The organism is Candidatus Neomarinimicrobiota bacterium, assembly GCA_018647265.1.
GTDB lineage: Bacteria > Fidelibacterota > Marinisomatia > Marinisomatales > TCS55 > TCS55.
Map to the genome: position 1 here is coordinate 1 of JABGTK010000085.1, position 18,409 is coordinate 18,409.

Annotated in this window: 17 protein-coding genes and 1 tRNA gene; 4 read left to right on the forward strand and 14 right to left on the reverse strand. The window is 41.3% G+C overall.

The genetic code is table 11. The features are described 5' to 3' along the window. From HN459_04945 to HN459_05010, 14 genes are all read right to left on the reverse strand, one after another. A partial coding sequence (locus tag HN459_04945) for a c-type cytochrome (protein ID MBT3478792.1) occupies window positions 1-2,023 on the reverse strand: 2,023 nt, incomplete at its 3' end. 20 nt (window positions 2,024-2,043) lie between these two features. Further along, window positions 2,044-2,934 carry a cytochrome C gene (locus HN459_04950; protein ID MBT3478793.1) on the reverse strand — a complete coding sequence of 297 codons (891 nt, stop codon included), beginning with the start codon at window positions 2,932-2,934 and terminating at the stop codon, window positions 2,044-2,046. A gap of 230 nt (window positions 2,935-3,164) precedes the next feature. Further along, a complete protein-coding gene (locus HN459_04955; protein ID MBT3478794.1) occupies window positions 3,165-3,953 on the reverse strand; it encodes a DUF4405 domain-containing protein in 789 nt (262 codons plus the stop codon). Window positions 3,954-3,962: 9 nt separating this feature from the next. Next, entirely contained in the window at window positions 3,963-4,535 is a 573-nt protein-coding gene (locus HN459_04960) for a ubiquinol-cytochrome c reductase iron-sulfur subunit (protein ID MBT3478795.1), read from the reverse strand. A gap of 8 nt (window positions 4,536-4,543) precedes the next feature. Then, window positions 4,544-5,413, reverse strand: a complete 870-nt coding sequence (locus HN459_04965; protein MBT3478796.1) for a HEAT repeat domain-containing protein — start codon at window positions 5,411-5,413, stop codon at window positions 4,544-4,546. Between the two features lie 99 nt (window positions 5,414-5,512). Next, window positions 5,513-5,594 (reverse strand) — tRNA-Leu (locus tag HN459_04970). Window positions 5,595-5,704: 110 nt separating this feature from the next. Further along, the gene (locus HN459_04975; GenBank protein ID MBT3478797.1) at window positions 5,705-6,883 is read right to left on the reverse strand and encodes a PLP-dependent transferase; all 1,179 of its coding nucleotides are present in this window, start codon (window positions 6,881-6,883) and stop codon (window positions 5,705-5,707) included. 2 nt (window positions 6,884-6,885) lie between these two features. Next, the gene (gene secA, locus HN459_04980) at window positions 6,886-9,942 is read right to left on the reverse strand and encodes a preprotein translocase subunit SecA (protein ID MBT3478798.1); all 3,057 of its coding nucleotides are present in this window, start codon (window positions 9,940-9,942) and stop codon (window positions 6,886-6,888) included. Continuing rightward, the gene (gene nusB / locus HN459_04985; protein MBT3478799.1) at window positions 9,939-10,382 is read right to left on the reverse strand and encodes a transcription antitermination factor NusB; all 444 of its coding nucleotides are present in this window, start codon (window positions 10,380-10,382) and stop codon (window positions 9,939-9,941) included. Before nusB ends, secA begins: the two co-directional genes overlap by 4 nt. Continuing rightward, a complete protein-coding gene (locus HN459_04990) occupies window positions 10,369-11,475 on the reverse strand; it encodes a Glu/Leu/Phe/Val dehydrogenase (protein ID MBT3478800.1) in 1,107 nt (368 codons plus the stop codon). Before HN459_04990 ends, nusB begins: the two co-directional genes overlap by 14 nt. A 15-nt stretch (window positions 11,476-11,490) precedes the next feature. Beyond that, window positions 11,491-12,522 carry a branched-chain amino acid aminotransferase gene (locus tag HN459_04995; GenBank protein MBT3478801.1) on the reverse strand — a complete coding sequence of 344 codons (1,032 nt, stop codon included), beginning with the start codon at window positions 12,520-12,522 and terminating at the stop codon, window positions 11,491-11,493. Continuing rightward, entirely contained in the window at window positions 12,522-13,667 is a 1,146-nt protein-coding gene (locus HN459_05000) for an acyl-CoA dehydrogenase (protein ID MBT3478802.1), read from the reverse strand. Before HN459_05000 ends, HN459_04995 begins: the two co-directional genes overlap by 1 nt. A gap of 3 nt (window positions 13,668-13,670) precedes the next feature. Beyond that, a complete protein-coding gene (locus HN459_05005; protein MBT3478803.1) occupies window positions 13,671-14,855 on the reverse strand; it encodes an acetyl-CoA C-acetyltransferase in 1,185 nt (394 codons plus the stop codon). Window positions 14,856-15,096: 241 nt separating this feature from the next. Further along, on the reverse strand, window positions 15,097-16,035 hold the full coding sequence (locus tag HN459_05010) for a PhoH family protein (protein ID MBT3478804.1): 939 nt from the start codon (window positions 16,033-16,035) through the stop codon (window positions 15,097-15,099). A gap of 87 nt (window positions 16,036-16,122) precedes the next feature. On the opposite strand from HN459_05010, the gene HN459_05015 reads away from it, so the two are divergent. The 4 genes from HN459_05015 (at window position 16,123) to HN459_05030 (ending at window position 18,408) form a co-directional block, all read left to right on the forward strand. Beyond that, window positions 16,123-16,992 (forward strand): hypothetical protein, encoded by an 870-nt coding sequence (locus HN459_05015; protein MBT3478805.1) that lies wholly within the window; start codon window positions 16,123-16,125, stop codon window positions 16,990-16,992. Between the two features lie 102 nt (window positions 16,993-17,094). Beyond that, window positions 17,095-17,634 carry a DUF2953 domain-containing protein gene (locus tag HN459_05020; protein ID MBT3478806.1) on the forward strand — a complete coding sequence of 180 codons (540 nt, stop codon included), beginning with the start codon at window positions 17,095-17,097 and terminating at the stop codon, window positions 17,632-17,634. A gap of 61 nt (window positions 17,635-17,695) precedes the next feature. Beyond that, entirely contained in the window at window positions 17,696-18,028 is a 333-nt protein-coding gene (locus tag HN459_05025) for a sporulation protein (protein ID MBT3478807.1), read from the forward strand. Next, window positions 18,025-18,408, forward strand: coding sequence for a CBS domain-containing protein (locus HN459_05030; protein ID MBT3478808.1), 384 nt, complete (start codon window positions 18,025-18,027; stop codon window positions 18,406-18,408). Before HN459_05025 ends, HN459_05030 begins: the two co-directional genes overlap by 4 nt. The last annotated feature ends 1 nt before the right edge of the window (window position 18,409 follow it).

Sequence of the window (18,409 nt, forward strand, 5' to 3'; positions counted from 1 at the left end):
GTTTGAACCAATCCCATTTAGTATGAGGCAATTCATCATGAAAATAGCCGAAATCTAATTTGGAGATAAGTTTGCTGGCCTCGGTCGAAAGTGGTGTACCAATTGGTTTGGCATCTTCAAAACCATCAATATCATGGCAACTGAAACATCCATATTGGCGAATTAGTTTTCCACCAGCATAATTTAATTTTTGATCCAATTTCATGCCTGCCAGACGTGAATCCACCTCATCTTTTCTTAAAGTTGAACCTAAAAATTCTGAAACAATTATATTTAGTTCAGCTTCATCAATTTTTGGAACTGTTTCTTTTTCAAAGTCATGGTCACGATCACCCACTAAGTAAGCCGAAATATCTGACGCTTCTTTTTTAGTAAGTCGTAAATCAGGCATTTTTGTTGCAGGATGGTAACTTTGTGGATCACGAATCCAGTTGTACACCCATTTTTGGGTCGTCTTGGAACCAAGTTTTACAAGATTTGGCCCATGCTCACGGCGCATGGAATTCACTGATTTCAGTTCATCCAAGTCTTCTCCCTCTGTGGCATGACAACCTAAACAGCCTAAGGAGTTCACTAACATTTTACCATCCTCAGCATTGCCCTTATTAGGCAGACGATCCATTTTAAATTTTTCGCTACGATCAAACAAATATGAAACGATAGCATGGATTTCCTGATTCGACCGCTTTATTGATTCAGGATCATTATTATTTATTTGCTTAAAGAAATGAGGCATCCAGGAATTTTCCCTAAAAGCGCGTGGCTCATAAATCCATTTATAGGCAAAATCTTTGGTCGTCTTAGACGCGATCTTTCTTAATCCCGGCCCTGGTTTCGGTGCATCCTTTAATCCTTCAATTTCATGGCAACCGAAACAACCGCCTTTTTCTACAATGGACATTCCCAACGCTAATTTTGGCGATTCTTTTACAGGAATGGCGCCGGCATGACATTTGAGGCATGACGCTTCTACATATTTCATAGGCAGCATGGGTGTATCCCAATGGTGTAACGGATCCCATTCTAAATCTTCTTTCCAACGTTTGGCCATTTCATCATTATCAGGACTGTGAGATGATGAATTGAAACCTGTTCCACGGCCACGGCCAGCATGGCAACCGGTACACCCATATTCATTCATGGGGTGAGGAGAATTAGATCCAAGATATAGATCTAAATTAGGGTGGGTGGTATAGGGCTGAGGTACCTCTTCAAATCCTTTTTTATCAATCCCCATATGGCAGGTCATACATCGATCTACTTTTGGGACTCCCATAAAAATCATATCATCTTCAATATCTTTGATGACAACCTGTTTAACATCATAGTATGGATCAATAAAATCTAGGACTGGAACATCCCGGACGATATTTGCAATTTTATTAGAAAATGACATTTCCGCCGGATCGATTTTAGTCAATTTCCTCACTAACAAATCTTTATCTCGGGCAAGGGCAGTAATGGCATCGTTAGCTTTTTTTAACGATTGACGAATTTGTTTTAATTCATTATTGGCCACTTCAATTTTACCGACAATAACTTCCGCTTTAAATTTACTGGAAGAGGTGAGCGCGGAAAGATTCTCGAATATTTTATTTGTCGTTTTTAAGTTACCATGGCCATGCTGTGCCTGTTCAAAATTATATTTAGCCACATCCATATCAGCTTTTGCAAACTGATAAATTTGATTTTTGGCATAAAGAACAGCCTCTAAATCTTTAATGTTGCCTTGAATAGATTTAATCTCTTCTTGGCGGGATTCAATTTCATTTTGGGCAGTCTCTAGTTGATCCTTCAGAGCGGAAAAATCTTCATTTTCTTCCAAGTTAGAATTGGCTTCCGCAATGTCTACGCGAGTTCTCTCAATTTCTAATTCTCTGAATTCAATTTGATATTTTTTCCATGGACGATTGAAATCATTCGCAAATGTCAATAACCATATAAAGGCAAATAATAAGCTAGAAATAGCAAACCATTTGTTGAGCTTCAGGATGTTATAATAACGTTCTTGTTGATTAATCATTAGTCAGACTGATTCTCAGCTTAGAAGTTGAAAAAGTATTCCGGAATTGAAATAATGTATTTCAGATTAAACATCCATCTTAAATACATTTTGATGGGCAATGTAAGAGCTGCAAGGATTAACACGATAAATAATGAATATCGCGCCGTACCAAGTCGCTCAAATATGTCTTTAAGTTTTGTCTTTGCCAATAAAGGAGGTAAGATCAAAAAATATCCAAGAACGAGGATTATACCCCAAATTTCCCTGAATAAAATATTCCCTGGCAAACCAGTACTCATCCACTTCACATAAATAAATTCGGATAGATTAACATTGGTTAATGCTTCAACTTTGTGGCTATCCCAATATTCGAATGGGCCAAAAAAGTTCCAGTTGGGACCGCGCAGAACAGTACCTATCACTATGAGCAAATCCCATAAAACAAGCCAGCCAAACATAAAGATTGAAATAGAAAGTTTCCTGTTCTTAAAACTGTAATAGCCCGATCCTCCCGGATTATTATCCAAATAAGGAATTGCCATTAATCCCACGATAATCAAACTGGGAAGCACCACACCGGCCATCCATGGATCGAAGTAAACTAACATTTCCTGAAGACCTAAAAAGTACCATGGTGCTTTTGCAGGATTCGGTGATTCTGACGGATTTGCAGGTTCTTCTAATGGCGCTGGCAACCCTATGGACCAAACCAGCATAAAAGCAGATAATAAAATTATGGATATCAATTCAACGTAAACCAGATCCGGCCAAACCAATACTTTATCATTAGGGGCGTCGTATTGTTCATCTACTGGTTTTCCTGCTTCAACCAATTCGTCATTTCTATATGCCTGGCTCATTGAGAGCCAGGTAAAAAAGTAAACTAAGAAAATTAAACCAGCGATAGGAACATTATCCGGTTTAAGCATGATTGCGCTAAAATCAGGGTCACTCAAACCAAATACAAAAAAGCCGATCAGGATAGCACTAAAAATCCATAGTGATTTTTTATTCCACAAACCATCAAATTTCAAGCGACGATGCCACTTTTCAAACCATGCAGTTGGTGGAAAAATAAAGAAAAAGATAAGGAAAGTGAAGGTGACAAGTATCGTTGGTTTCGACAGTGTATCGATTAAATGTTTAAATGTTTCCATATTTATACCGGGGTAGAAATCCCACCATCTTTACGAATTCGCCAGAAGTGAACAGCCATGAAAATCATAATAATAAATGGCAGTCCGATACAGTGAAGGACATAAAATCGAAGCAATGTGGCTTCTCCTAAAAATCGGCCACCAATTAAAGCAAATCTTATATCACTTGCTACTGTAACAAAATTAATATCTCCAATGGCAAGCATTGCAGCACCGGGTCCTTCGCTACCCAAAAATGGTGTTGCACGAGCCATATTTGATCCAACCGTTATGGCCCAAATAGCTAACTGATCCCAAGGAAGCAAATAGCCTGTAAAGCTTAAGAGCAATGTTAATAGTAAAAGAATAACACCAATAGCCCAGTTGAATTCTCTTGGCGGTTTGTACGAGCCAGTCATGAAGACACGAAACATATGGAGCCAAACTGTGATGACCATGGCGTGGGCACCCCAACGATGAATTTCTCGCATAATCCCAAAGGGTACTTGCTCGGCCAAATCAATAATATCGGTGTAAGCATACTCAATTGTAGGACGGTAATAGAACATGAGTAAAATGCCGGAAATGGTTAAAATTAGAAATATAAAGAATGAAAGTCCGCCCATACACCAAGTGAATTTCAATTTAACCGCATGCTTAGGTAGGCGTACCGGATGCAGGTGTAAAAAGACAGAATTCAACACGACCATCATCCGTTGACGACGTGATTTCGGTACACCACCACCACGGAAGATCGAGGTCCAAACCTGTCCCTCGGCTAACCTTTTTAACAATCCTTTTTTCTCAGCCATAAATTACTCTTATACTTTCAAGAAGGCTTCAGTGTCACCCCACTGGCCTTTTTCCTGTTGATATTTTTGTGTCTTATCTACAATAATTTGTCCATCGTCAGCCAAAACGATTCTATATCGTTCTAATGGGCGAGGCGCAGGACCTTCAAAGTTGATGCCTGTCTTACGAAATCCACTACCGTGGCATGGACATTTAAATTTTTGTTCGGCGGAAAGCCAGTTTGGCGTACAACCTAAATGGGTACAAGTGGTAGAAAGAGCATATATTCCTTCATCATTCCTTACAATCCAAGTACCATATTTCATTTTCCAGCGAAGATCAACTTCACCGACTTGATAATCTTCAGGAAATCCCGCACGAAATGTCTGTACAGGTTCAAATAAAACATTTGGGAAAAAGAAACGGAGCATCATGGTGAAAAATCCACCAGTAGCCGCTACAAATGCGAGCCATCCTATGGATAACCATGAGAAGAATGAACGGCGTGTAACTTGAGAACCGTCATCAGCTTTGCCTAACGCAGCAGGTGGTGGGCTGGAAGGATTTACGGTTGTGGTTTTTTTCTCGGTTGCCTCGGACATAATAAACCTTATTCGAATTGTGTTAATGCTAATCGGGCAGCTTCACGAATTTTTAAATTCGAATCACTCTCCCGCAATTTCTCTAATAAAATTTTCAATTCTAAATCTTGAATAAAAGGAGAAACATTAATAGCCACCATCATGGCCTGAACTTGCTCGATTTCATCAATATTAGGAAATGAATCTAAATAATTTCTATCTAAGAGGTCTAATAAAATTCTTTGCCCACTTGAATCTTTTTGTTTGGCCAAAGCAATAGCTGCATCCCACCTTACATTCGCTTCCGGATCCGCCATCATTCCCTTTAAAGCAAGGATGGATGAAGCATCGCCAATCTTTCCCAAACTGATGACAGCCTGGAGGCGAACTTTAGAATCACCGTGATCCAAAATGGACATCAATGGATCCACAGCAGAATTGTGGCCGATATTTCCTAATGCATGGGCAGAAGTCATAACCATCTCCGGTTCAGAATGTCCCAAAGATTTTATCAATGTTGAAGCATAACGAGCATCTTTGGTGGCACCCATTGCAAGGGCTAAATATTGTATAACTCGAATATCCCGATCGTTGGAAGAATATTCGAAAGCGGAAATCATTTCAAAAACAAAGCGATCATCGGATGGAACCATTTCTGGATTGGATAAAATTTTGGATAATTCAAATGCTCCCTGCCATCGCTTGGTTGTACCGCCAATTTTTACATCTTCTAAATAATCCTGAGCTCGATTTGGCTCAGCCGTCATAATGCGAACAACCAAGAAAATAAGGACAGCAAATATTGCAATAATAAAAGGAACAACAAAAAAGCTGTGAACAATCACCCTAAGTGCTGATTTTTTCTCTGGTTGCTGTTCTGTTGTTTCTTGATTTTCCATAAAACTTTCTACAATTCTGTACCACGGAAAGGATTCCTCTACCCTTCACTACGAAGATCAAGCTCCCACAATTTGAGAGCCATTAATTCTTTACGATTGTGCCGCGGAAAGGACTCGAACCTTCACATCTTTCGATACTGGTTCCTAAGACCAGCGTGTCTACCAATTCCACCACCGCGGCATGTTAATTGTATTTCATCACCTTGCCCAATTTGCTTGGGCACTGAAACGAGGATTTTTGTTATTAAAAAAGCCCGGAATATTACAATTTCTATTCAGTTCTTAAAATAATTAATGCGAATTATTTTCCAATGCATTCTGAAGATCGGCTTTCAAATCAGCAACGTCCTCTATCCCCACTGAAAGTCGAATTAATGTTTCTGTAATACCCATTTCCAATTTGGATTCTTCCGGAATAGCGGCATGGGTCATATTGTATGGCACACAAACTAAACTTTCTACGCCTCCTAAACTTTCGGCCAAGGTGAATAATTCCAATTTTTTGAGAAATCGATCACGAGCTTCAATTGTCCCCACATCAATAGATACCATATTGCCAAATATCACTTCCCCGCTTGGTGTCTGCTGTTGTTTTATTGCAATCTTGTGTTGCGGATGGTTTTTGAGTCCCGGATAAATGACACGACTTAAATTTTCTTGGTCAGCCAACCAATTGGCCAATTCATTGGCATTGTCAGAAGCCTTTTGATAACGAAGTCCCAGCGTCTTTGTAGAACGTAATAATATCCAATTATCAAATGGACTTGGGACTCCACCTGTAGCCTTTAATAAAAAGCGAAGGCGCTCATCTAAGTCATCACTATTTGTTGTTAAAACGCCACCCAATATATCTGAATGGCCCGACAATGATTTTGTTGAACTTTGCATCACAACATCCGCGCCTAAATCCAATGGCCTTTGGCCATAAGGACTCATAAAAGAATTATCGACACTTAATAAAACACCTGCTTCTTTACAAATGGCAGCGGTGGTTTCAATATCGCACAATTCTAATAGTGGATTTGTAGGAGTTTCCACATGAACCAACTTTGTATTGGGTCGAATATATTTTTTAACCGTTAATGGATTTCGCGTATCGATCCATTCAAATTCCATCCCTTGACGCTTCAGTACATTCATGGACATACGGTATGTACCCCCATATGTATTTCGGGAAATAAGAATATGGTCACCTGCATCAAATAATTGAAACAGTGCGGTCGTAGCAGCCATACCTGTGCTGAAGCAAATTGCATATTTGGCATTATCCAGAGCGGCCAAATTTTCTTCCAATCGTTGGCGTGTTGGGTTTTGGACACGTGAATAATCAAAGCCTCGCGTTTGACCTACCGCATCCTGTTTAAAAGTAGAAGTTAAATGAATAGGGGGTGAAACGGATCCCGATTCTTTATCCGCTTCATTGCCAACATGAATTGCTTTCGTGGAAAATTTCCAATTCTTTTTTACCATAATTATACCTGAGTATATCCTTGTCCTAAATATTGCTGGAGTTTTTTATACTTCACTTCTACCTGTTTTCCACTGGGGCTGACCAGTTTTATTTTATCGTTACGACCGACTTTTTCATCTACATGAACTGGTTGTTTTGGCACACCAGAAGATGCGGCAGCTTGTTCTTGCATAGATGGCCCTGAGAAGCCCATCCCCGTAGATTCATCATGTTGGGTTTGGACATTTCTAGCTTTGCTTACGGGCATTTGGGGCGCTTCTGCCATACCTTGTATCTGGGTTCTATACAATCGCTGAACGGTTTCTTCGGTCGTATCCGCCATCATTTGCTGAAACATTTGAAATCCTTCAGATTTATATTCCAAAAGAGGATTTTTTTGACCGTATGCCCGAAGGTTTATTCCTTCGCGTAATTGATCCATAGCGTAGAGATGATCTTTCCATTTTTCATCGATGGTGCGTAAAACAACAAATTTTTCAAAACCGCGCATCACTTCTGTAGGCAATAAAGATTCCCGTGTTTGATATACTTCTTTTGCTTGGTCTAATACAAAACTCCGTACATCCTCCAGAGATATATCATCATGCCCAACCGTAGACTGAACAGACTCTAAACTGGCATCAACCAAAAGGTGAGAAGATAGGTTTTGTTTAAGGTTATCCCAATCCCAATTCTGTGGACCGGTATCTTCCATGCGGCTTAATTCATCGTCCACAAATTCATCCACCATGTCAAACAAACTGTCAGAAATATCTTCATCATTCAATGCTTGGTTTCGGATGTCATAAACTACCTGCCGTTGTTGGTTCATTACATCATCATATTCCAACAAATGTTTACGAATACCAAAGTTGCGTTGCTCTACTTTTTTCTGGGCATTTTCAATCGCCCTTGTCACCATTTTCGCAGTAATGACTTCACCTTCTTCTGCGCCGAGTCTATCCATAATGCTGGCGATTCGTTCACTATTGAACAGGCGCATGAGGTCATCCTCTAAGGATAAATAAAACACACTGGAACCAGGATCACCCTGTCTTCCGGAACGACCCCTTAATTGAAGGTCAATTCGTCGGGACTCGTGCCGTTCTGTACCAATAATATGGAGGCCGCCTAATTCTTTCATGCCATCGCCAAGTTTAATATCTGTACCACGGCCGGCCATATTAGTGGCTATTGTAACGGCACCGCGCTGCCCTGCCCTTTCCACGATATCTGCTTCGCTGGCATGCTGTTTTGCATTCAATACACTGTGAGGAATACCTCGGCGCTTCAGCATGCGTGATAGTAATTCTGATGCTTCCACTGAAATTGTACCGACCAAAGTTGGTTGCCCTTCTTGGTGGCAAGAGGAAATTTCATCAATCACACCATTGTATTTTTCTCGGGTAGTTTTATAGATTAAGTCATTCCTATCATCACGAACGATAGGACGATTGGTGGGAATGACCACCACTTCTAGATTATAGATAGATCCGAATTCTTCTGCTTCTGTTTCCGCCGTCCCGGTCATACCTGCCAGTTTATCATACATCCTGAAATAATTTTGGATGGTGATGGTGGCCAAGGTTTGGGTTTCCCGCTCTACCGTAACTTTTTCCTTTGCTTCCAATGCTTGATGGAGACCATCACTATAACGGCGTCCCGATAGGATTCGGCCTGTGAATTCATCCACAATTTGGACACGACCATCGGTAACCACATACTCAACATCCTTTTCATAAAGAGTATAGGCCCGTAGCAGTTGAGTCATGTTATGAATCCGCCCGGATTGGTCTGCGTGAAATTGATGTGCTTTTTCTTTTTCCTGGTCTTTTTCTTGCTTGGACAAGTCTTCATTATCATCAATATCATGGAGAAGTACTCCTAGATCAGGAATGACAAAAGCATCCGGATTGTCTGGCGCCAATGTATTTCGGCCCATTTCGGTAATATCGATTACATGTGTTTTTTCATCAATACTGAAATATAGATCATCATCCACTTCATGAAGTTTTTTGTCCCGCATAAATTCAGATTCAACCTGATGGGCAAGTTTTTTGGTCCCACCTTCCTGGAATACTTTCATCACTTTAGGATGCTTAGGCATTCCCCGCAACGCTTGCAGTAGTTTATATCCAGCATCCCGGTCCTTACCCTCTTTCATGAGGGATTCACCTTCAGAAACAATCTGAGCCACAAGGGCATTTTGCATCCGTACAAGGTTTTGAATCAACGGACTTAAATCTGAGAAGGATGTATCCACTGGTGCATCCACAGCACCGGAAATAATCAGCGGTGTCCTTGCTTCATCAATTAAAACAGAATCCACCTCATCCACAATAGCATAGGCATGATCCCGCTGCACTTGGTCATCCTGTTGTAATGACATATTGTCTCGGAGATAGTCAAAGCCAAATTCATTGTTGGTACCGTAAGTAATATCGCAACTATAGTTTTGTCGTCGTTGATTCGGCGTCATATTATTTAATATAAATCCTACAGTAAGTCCCAACCGGCGATAGACTTCGCCCATCCATTCGGCGTCACGTTGAGCCAGATAATCGTTCACCGTAATAAGGTGAACACCGCGACCGGTAAGCGCATTGAGATAAATCGGAAAAGCAGCTACGAGTGTTTTCCCTTCACCCGTTTTCATTTCGGCCACATTACCGCGATGAAGAATAATGCCCCCTAAAATCTGCACATCATAAGGGATCATTTCCCAACCCAACTCACGGCCGACAACTTTCCAACTAGTGCCACACATCCGTACGCAGGTCTCTTTTACCATAGCAAATGCTTCCGGTAAAATTTCTTCTAACCGATCGTGTTCAGCCAAAAGAACAAATTTATTGGCTTCGTCTTTATCGGTAATAGTTTTGGCGGCCTTTGCTTCTGCTTCTTCCCGTGCGGCAATAACCGATGCTTTCAATTCTTCAGTTCGCGCTCGCAATTCATCATCGGATTTTGATTTAAGCCCTTCCGCAAATTGATTGACTTGATCAACCATGGGCATCAATTGCTTCATTTCCCGATCTGAGCGGGACCCAAAAACTTTTTTAATCAAATTATTTATCATGAAATTTTGTCCTTGGCGTCTTTAGCCATAGATTTATATACATTATCCAATACACCATTTACAAAACTGGAACTGTCTTCAGTACTATATTGTTTAGCCATTTCAATTGCTTCACTGATGGATACTTTCGGCGGCACATCATCTATGAAATATATTTCACTAATTGCCACCATGAGGAGAAGCCGATCTAAAATAGCTACCCGGCCAAATTCCCAATTATTGAGACGATTTTCAATCTGCCCTTCACACCACTCTTTATGATCCATAGTAGCATCAAATAAGCTGGTAATAAAAAGTTGCATTTTTTTATCATATTGCTTTCTATCTAAAGCATCTTTTAAAACTTTAGTTCGATCTTCCCCGGTTATTTCATGAGCATAAAGCGCTTGGAGAACAGCAACCCGCCCTTGCCTTCTCGGATGTGAATTACCCTTTGTCACGTTTCCCCATGAAATTCTTTTTCGGTAAATAGAAATTTTTCAATTTAGAAATATCTTCCATTCGTTTTTCTGCCACCATATTGGCCGCTTTATATGTTGGAATATTGTTGTCTTCCGCCAATTTAAAAATGGTGAGCAGGATATCGTAGATGGATTCGGCCTGACTAAAAGCCCTTTCCCGATTATAACCTTCAATTTCATTAGCAACATTTATCAGTCCACCAGCATTCACGGCATAATCAGGCGCATAAAGGATCCCCCGATCTTTGAGCATTTGTCCATGTTCTGATTCAACCTTTAGTTGATTGTTGGCAGCGCCAGCCACAATGCTGCATTTTAGATTTGGAATAGTTTCATCATTCAACGTGGCACCTAATGCACAAGGAGCATAGATATCCACATCCAAATCGTAAATATCATCGGGGCCAACAGCTTCAACGCTAAATTCATCAACCACCCTTTTAATACTTTCATCAAAAATATCAGTTACATATACTTTTGCACCTTCTTCACAAAGATGTTTCACCAAATGATATCCTACGTGCCCCACACCTTGTACAGACACTTTAAGTCCTGAAACTTCATCTCTGCCTAACTGTTTTTTAACGGCTGCTTTTAATCCCGCAAATGCACCAAAAGCCGTGACAGGAGATGGATCACCACTACCACCCAAGGCACGAGAAATACCGGTCACATACTGGGTTTCCATTCTCACCCACTCCATATCATTCACGGATGTACCCACATCTTCTGCGGTGATATACCGACCGTTGAGTCCTTCAACAAAACGTCCGAAAGAACGAAATAAAATTTCTGTTTTTTGTTTTTTGGCATCGCCGATGATGACCGCCTTACCACCGCCTAAATTCAAGCTGGCAATGGCTGCTTTATAGCTCATCCCTCGGGAGAGTCGCAACACATCTGTCAATGCTTCATCTTCACTTTCGTAATTCCACATCCTGCAACCACCCAATGCGGGGCCGATTGTTGTATCATGGATGGCGATGATGGCTTTTAAACCGGTATCAGGATCGTTGCAAACAACAACCTGTTCGTGATCTTTCGCATTCATAGCTTCAAATACAGACTTCATATCAACTCCTTTGTTTTAGGACGAGACCGGGTACACCCAACTGTAGGGATCATCTATTTCTTCTCGCTGGATACCCACTAAAGTTTTTCTTAATTCTGTGGCCGCTTCACCCATATTCCCATCATGGATCAAATGCGTTTCTCCACGGTAAGTCACCCGACCAACAGGCGTTACCACTACAGCCGTACCGGTGCAAAATACTTCATCAGCGGTAAATATATCTTCCAGCAAGAGATCGCCTTCAATCACATTTAACCCCAAATGATCTTCAGCCAATTTTATGATTGAATTTCGTGTAATCCCCGGCAGGATTGATCCCGCCAGTTTTGGTGTCACCAACTCATTCCCTTTACGCATAAAGATATTTGCAGATCCCACTTCTTCAACAATCTTTTCATTATCTGCTCTGAGATAAAGAACTTCATCAAATCCATCTGCTTTTGCTTCCATTACTGGTTGGAGCGAAGCGGAATAATTGCCGATGGCTTTTACATTACCGATACCTTTTGGTGCCGCTCGATGGTAGGATTCTGAAGCAATCAAATTGAGTGGTTTAATTTTTCCTTTAAAATATGATCCCACAGGCGCGGTGTATACCATAAAAGTATATTCATTGGCAGGAGCCACACCCAATGTGGGTGCGGTTCCCCAAAGAACAGGGCGGACATACAAGCCCCCTTTGCCATAGGGCGGAACAAAATCAATATTATCCTGGACAACCTGTTTTACAGCATTAATAAAATAATCCAATGGAATTTCAGGCATGCAAAGACGTTTCGCAGATACAGCAATCCGTCGCCCATTCATTTCGGGGCGAAATAATACAATCCGATCTTTGGCTGAATGAAAGGCTTTCATACCCTCAAAAATCCCCTGTCCATAATTCAATACACCGGCCGCTGGAGATATTTCAATATTTCCAAAGGGGATTAAACCGCCATTTTTCCATTCATCATCAACCTTACATGTAGATTGCCACATACTGCGGGTGGGATGCACACTAAACCCTAAGTTCTCCCAATCAATATTTTGTTTTTTTAATTCCATTATCTTCCTGCCAGCAATTCCCGCGCAATAACCAATTCTTGTATTTCTGATGTTCCTTCATAAATCTGTGTAATCTTTGCATCTCGCATCAATCGTTCCACACCCGTTTCACGGATATAACCATATCCACCAAATATTTGCACACATTGGGTTGAGGCATCCATAGCCACTTTGGAGGAAAAGTTTTTTGCCATTGCCGCTTCTTTTGCGAATGGCTTTCCTTCATCTTTTAATTTAGCTGCACGATAGATCAATAATCGCGCCGCATCCACATGGATGGCCATTTGCGCCAACATGGTTTGAATCGAACCAAAACTACCAATCGTTTTACCGAACTGCTTTCGTTCATTGGCATATTCAATTGAACGGGCCAATGATTCAACCGCAATACCTAAGGCTTGGGTGGCAATCCCAACCCGACCGCCATCTAAAGTACCAAGAGCAATTTTAAAACCGCCCCCTTCATTGCCTAATCGATTTTCTACAGGAACTTTACAATCCTCAAAATACAGCTCACAAGTATCAGAACCGCGTATGCCCAGTTTGTCTTCTTTTTTCCCAGTAGAAAATCCGTCAATTCCTTTTTCAACAATAAAGGTAGAAATGCCTTTGTTCCCTATACCTTTTTCTGTCAGACACATGAGTAAAACAACGTCAGAAGTGATACCATTGGTTACCCAATTCTTGGTGCCATTAATAATATAATGATCCCCATCACGCTTTGCGAATGTGCGAATATTGCTCGCATCGGACCCGGATTGTGGCTCCGACAATGAAAAAGCGCCTAGCCATTCACCGCCGGCAAGTTTGGTTAAATATTTTTGCTTCTGTTCTTCTGTCCCGAATTTATACAAAAGCTGACAAACTAAAGAATTATTCACAGACATGACCACAGCTGCAGATGCATCTGCTTTGGCGATTTCCTCCATGGCAAGGCAATACGAAATAGTGTCCATCCCTGCGCCGCCATATTCTTCTGGTATCATCATACCCATAAAACCCAGCTCGCCCATCATTTTGATTTGCTCTTTGGGGAATTCCGCCTTTTCATCACGATCAATCACGCCGGGACGCAATTGATCATTGGCAAATTCCCTTGCTGTTTTCAGGATGAGTTGCTGTTCTTCAGTTAAGTTAAAATCCATTTTTTATCTCGTAATGACCAATGCAGATGCTTCACCGCCACCGATACAAAGAGTAGCCAAACCGGTGTGGACATTCCTGTTTCTCATGGCATGGATCAACGTTGTAAATATGCGTGCGCCACTTCCACCAATGGGATGGCCAATCGCAATGGCGCCACCATTTACATTTACCTTTTCACGATCCAATTTAAATTCATCGATGGGCGCCATTGCTACAGGAGCAAATGCTTCGTTAACCTCCCACAAATCTATTTCTTGTGCTGTAAGCCCAGCTTTTTCTAACACTTTTGAGATGGCTTTCATAGGCGCCGTGGTAAACCATTCCGGTTCATGGGCAGCAGAAGCTTGGGCAACAATTGTTGCCAAAGGCGTTAACCCCAATGCTCGGGCTGTTTTACCGGACATTAACATAATCGCTGCTGCACCATCATTGATCTTTGATGCATTGGCTGCAGTGATGGTACCTTCTTTTTCAAAGGCAGGACGGAGCTTTACCATTTTTTCAAAATTGGCTCGCCCAGGTTCTTCATCTTTTTCTACCACTAGTGGATCCCCTTTGCGCTGGGGGACTGTAACAGGAACTATTTCATCAGAAAAAGATCCATTCTCTTGAGCGGCTTGAGCACGGGAGTAGGAAGTTTTGGCAAATTCGTCCTGCGCCTCCCGGCTGTATTTTTTTTCACTGGCGCACAATTCTGCGCAATTACCCATATGTTTATCGTTGTACGCATCCCATAGTCCGTCAATAATCATGGAATCAATTACTTGACCGTGACCCAAGCGATGGCCATCCCGACCTTTCGGAAGCAAGTAGGGCGCCTGTGTCATATTCTCCATACCGCCAGCGATAACAATTTCTGCATCCCCTGTTTGAATGGCTTGGGTACCTAACATAACAGCCTTTAACCCGGAACCACACATTTTGTTGATGGTGAGGCATTCCACTGAATCAGGGAGACCGGCACCAAGAGCGGCTTGACGTGCCGGTGCTTGACCTTGTCCTGCGGAAAGAACGTTGCCCATAATCACTTCATCGACAGAACCAGGATCAACATTTGTTTCTTCCAGAACGGCTTTGATGGTGATGGCGCCTAATTTATGTGCGGCAATGGATGACAGGGCACCTTGGAATGCGCCTACGGGCGTTCGTATAGCGGATACAATTACTACGTCTCTTAATTCAGACATAAAAAATCTCTCGAATTTTGGGTATGATGAAATAATCAGCGGTTGCTGAGTGGACGGGCGAGCCGATAAATTGAATGTGCTTAATCAATGAACAGTGTCTATTATTTTTATTTAAAAAGTTTTCGGTGGGCACACACCGAGAATCAGTCTTCAAAAGTGCCGAGAAGTTAACACAATTCGTCTGTGATTTTTAATGAATTTGAAATCTTGATTTTTCTGATTAACCAACAATGGAAATTAATTACTGGTCCTTCTGATCGTACGCATTTATGATATCCCGAACCAGTTTATGTCGCACCACATCAGAAGCATCCAATTTGCAAAACCCAATCCCGTCGATTCCCTGCAATAGATCAATGACTTGAAGAAGACCCGATTTCGTTTTTGAAGGTAAATCAATCTGGGTGATATCTCCCGTAATAATGGCTCTAGAATTCACGCCCAATCTGGTGAGAAACATTTTCATCTGCATGGTGGTGGCATTTTGGGCTTCATCCAAAATCATGAATGCATTATTGAGGGTGCGACCGCGCATATAGGCTAAGGGAATAATTTCAATCGTATTGTTAGCCAATAACGGTTTCAACCGTGAGGCCGGCATCATATCACCCAAGGCATCATAAAGGGGTGTTAAATATGGATCCACTTTCTCTTTAAGGTCTCCCGGGAGGAATCCTAGGTTTTCACCCGCTTCTACCGCCGGTCGGCAAAGAATGATTCTATCCACTTCACGATTATCCAAAGCAGCCACGGCGAAAGCCACTGCCAGATACGTTTTTCCGGTCCCAGCAGGGCCTACAGAAAAGACAATATCATTTTTCCTGACAGTATTAATGTATTCTTCTTGACCCTCAGTCCGACCGGAAATAGCGCCTTTGCGACCATAATGGACAACTAAATCCAACTTTTCTGATTCATGACCATTTTGTGCTACTGTCACATTGATAAGCGTTTTTACATCTCCTTGAGTGAGGGACCCTTTTCGATTCAGGGTTGATCCCATTTCATGAAATACTTCATGTATGATAGCGACCTCTTCTTCTTCGCCATCAATTCTTATTATATTTCCCCGCACAAGGATATTGCTGGCGAAAGCATCTTCCACCAATTTTAGGTTAGCATCAGCCGGACCGAAAAGCTGGCCCAGATCAATGCCTTTCATTTCAATTGTCTTTTCCATAACCTCAAATAATATGATTAACTTTAAGATAGAATCTAGTCAATTTCACAAGGAAATCATCAGCCTTGATTGAGGCTTCAGCATCATATGAAAATTAAGCATTTTATTCTTCTGATTGGTATTTGCCTTTTGGGAACAAGTTGCGCGACAAAACCAACCGTTTTCAGTCAATATTTTTCTAAAGAGAAAAATATTCAATTCTTAGTGGAGAAAGGTCAATCCCATTGGGAAAAACGAATCAATCCGGATGATGCGAAAATGGCCCGCCTCTTCTTAGCCAAAGCATATAACCTTGATCCCAACAATGGTGAAGCGTCAGCCCTCTACTCACAATCTTGCCATTTTATCGGCCATTACTTAGAGGAGGATCAAACCAAATCTGATTCATTATTTTTAGAAGGTATGGAAACAGCCTGGGATTTTATTCTCGCCACCAATGCTTACCAAGAAGGGTTTGCATTGACTGAAGGAGATTCAACTGCAAAAATGATTGGCGGCATTGAAAATACACCCCAAGAAATGATACCCATTTTATATTGGTGGGTGGCCAATTATTCCCGCTACCTTGTTACAAAATCTGTAATGGAGCGTCTTTCCCAGAGGGATATAATTGAAACTGCTCTCCATCGTATTCTAGCGGTTAATCCTAATTTCTTTTACTACGGCGCCCATAGGATATTTGGTGGAATTTATGCTCGCCTTCCCGGCGTGGAGTTAATTCTCTCCGAGAATAATTTCGCAAAATCCATTGCAGGAAGTCCAAATTATTTGGGCACTTTTGTTATTCGCGCTCAGTACCTCCATACCAAAAGTGGCGACCGGGAACAATTTGTGAAAGATCTACAATTTGTCCTTAATGCTGATCCTACGCTTCTACCGGAGGTGTCCCCAGAAAACTTAATCGAGCAGAGTAAAGCACGCAAACTCCTGGAGAAGGAATCTGCGCTCTTCGAATAATTTTTGCGCTTTTCTCTGGCAGATTACCCCTCGACTGACTCAAATTAGACCATGATTTTGAATATGGTCTTGTGGAGTTTTATTACCCTGACCAGCATCATCTTGCTGATCTTCTTCATTCCATATCGCCTGGCGGTCACTGGCCATGTCCAATGGCAAGAGAGAAAAAAGTCCGGAAATGCAACCATCAATTTCGGCGGCGCACATCGCGGCATTACCATTTCTCCCTTTCCAACAATCAAAATTGGGTTTGGTGAATTTGACCATCCTATCTTTTCATTTTCACTCCCCAAGAAAAAAGAGTCGCCCGTGAAAAAGGAGAATAGTAAAAAACAAAAATCAAAGACTAAAAAGAAAATTCCATATTTTAAAATCGGCGAATCAACAATGGGTGAAATCCATTTTGACCAATTCTATCTTAATGGCGATATTGGTTTACCCAACCCCATGCATACGGGTATTATCTATGGCTGGAGCCAATCTCTGAGAAATTTAATACGCAGTAAAAAATTCGATATTGAGATTAATCCACAATTTAACAATCGCTTTGAAACAGATATTAGGGGCCAATTCAGACTGCGTTTTACCCCCGGTAAAGTTTTGTGGCAGGCGGGAAAAACTTATTTTAAATACAAGAAGTGAAAGGGACGCAATGAATATTTCAGAATTAATTAAAAATACACTAAACGAAGCACAAGAACTTATGAGCTCACGGACGGTTGTGGGTGAACCCATTAAAACTGATACCCATACGGTAATACCCGTCTCAAAGGTTATGTTTGGATTTGGCGGTGGAGGTGGTAAAGGTAACGAAAAAGGGAAAGCGGGCACCGGACAAGGTGTAGGAGGCGGGTGGTCAATTGAACCGGTGGCATTTGTAGTCGTTGGCAAAGATGGAGCAAAACTTATGACCATTGGTGATAAAGAAAGTCTGACCGGAAAATTAATGGATTTGGCCCCTTCCGTTATCAATTCAGTAAAAGAAATGGTAGGGAATCAATCTGCCACGGAATCTAAGGAGGAGAATGCTGAATGAAACAAATTTCAGTAAAAGATATTATGGCAAAAAAGTTGCTAACCTTCACACCTGAAACAAAAGTTGTTGCAGCCATCAAATCATTAGTAGAACATAAATATTCCGGGGCGCCCGTTGTGGATGGATCTGGTAATTTAGTCGGTATACTTTCTGAAATGGATTGTTTAGAAACAATTATTCAGAATTCTTACTATTCAGACACCGGTGGATGTGTCGGCGATTTTATGTCAACAAAACTTGTGACTGTAAATCCTGAAATGGGAATTGTTAACTTGGCTCAATTTTTTCAAAAAGAACACTATAGAAGGCTTCCAGTAGTTGAGAATGGAAAACTTGTTGGACAGGTTAGTCGAAGGGATGTTTTAAAAGCACTACAATAAA

Excerpts from the sequence above, each read along its gene's own strand:
- HN459_04950 (MBT3478793.1), bottom strand. The coding sequence starts at position 2,934 with ATGCTTAAACCGGATAATGTTCCTATCGCTGGTTTAATTTTCTTAGTT.
- HN459_04955 (MBT3478794.1), bottom strand. The coding sequence starts at position 3,953 with ATGGCTGAGAAAAAAGGATTGTTAAAAAGGTTAGCCGAGGGACAGGTT.
- HN459_04960 (MBT3478795.1), bottom strand. The coding sequence starts at position 4,535 with ATGTCCGAGGCAACCGAGAAAAAAACCACAACCGTAAATCCTTCCAGC.
- HN459_04965 (MBT3478796.1), bottom strand. The coding sequence starts at position 5,413 with ATGGAAAATCAAGAAACAACAGAACAGCAACCAGAGAAAAAATCAGCA.
- HN459_04975 (MBT3478797.1), bottom strand. The coding sequence starts at position 6,883 with ATGGTAAAAAAGAATTGGAAATTTTCCACGAAAGCAATTCATGTTGGC.
- secA (MBT3478798.1), bottom strand. The coding sequence starts at position 9,942 with ATGATAAATAATTTGATTAAAAAAGTTTTTGGGTCCCGCTCAGATCGG.
- HN459_04990 (MBT3478800.1), bottom strand. The coding sequence starts at position 11,475 with ATGAAGTCTGTATTTGAAGCTATGAATGCGAAAGATCACGAACAGGTT.
- HN459_04995 (MBT3478801.1), bottom strand. The coding sequence starts at position 12,522 with ATGGAATTAAAAAAACAAAATATTGATTGGGAGAACTTAGGGTTTAGT.
- HN459_05000 (MBT3478802.1), bottom strand. The coding sequence starts at position 13,667 with ATGGATTTTAACTTAACTGAAGAACAGCAACTCATCCTGAAAACAGCA.
- HN459_05005 (MBT3478803.1), bottom strand. The coding sequence starts at position 14,855 with ATGTCTGAATTAAGAGACGTAGTAATTGTATCCGCTATACGAACGCCC.
- HN459_05010 (MBT3478804.1), bottom strand. The coding sequence starts at position 16,035 with ATGGAAAAGACAATTGAAATGAAAGGCATTGATCTGGGCCAGCTTTTC.
- HN459_05015 (MBT3478805.1), top strand. The coding sequence starts at position 16,123 with ATGAAAATTAAGCATTTTATTCTTCTGATTGGTATTTGCCTTTTGGGA.
- HN459_05025 (MBT3478807.1), top strand. The coding sequence starts at position 17,696 with ATGAGCTCACGGACGGTTGTGGGTGAACCCATTAAAACTGATACCCAT.
- HN459_05030 (MBT3478808.1), top strand. The coding sequence starts at position 18,025 with ATGAAACAAATTTCAGTAAAAGATATTATGGCAAAAAAGTTGCTAACC.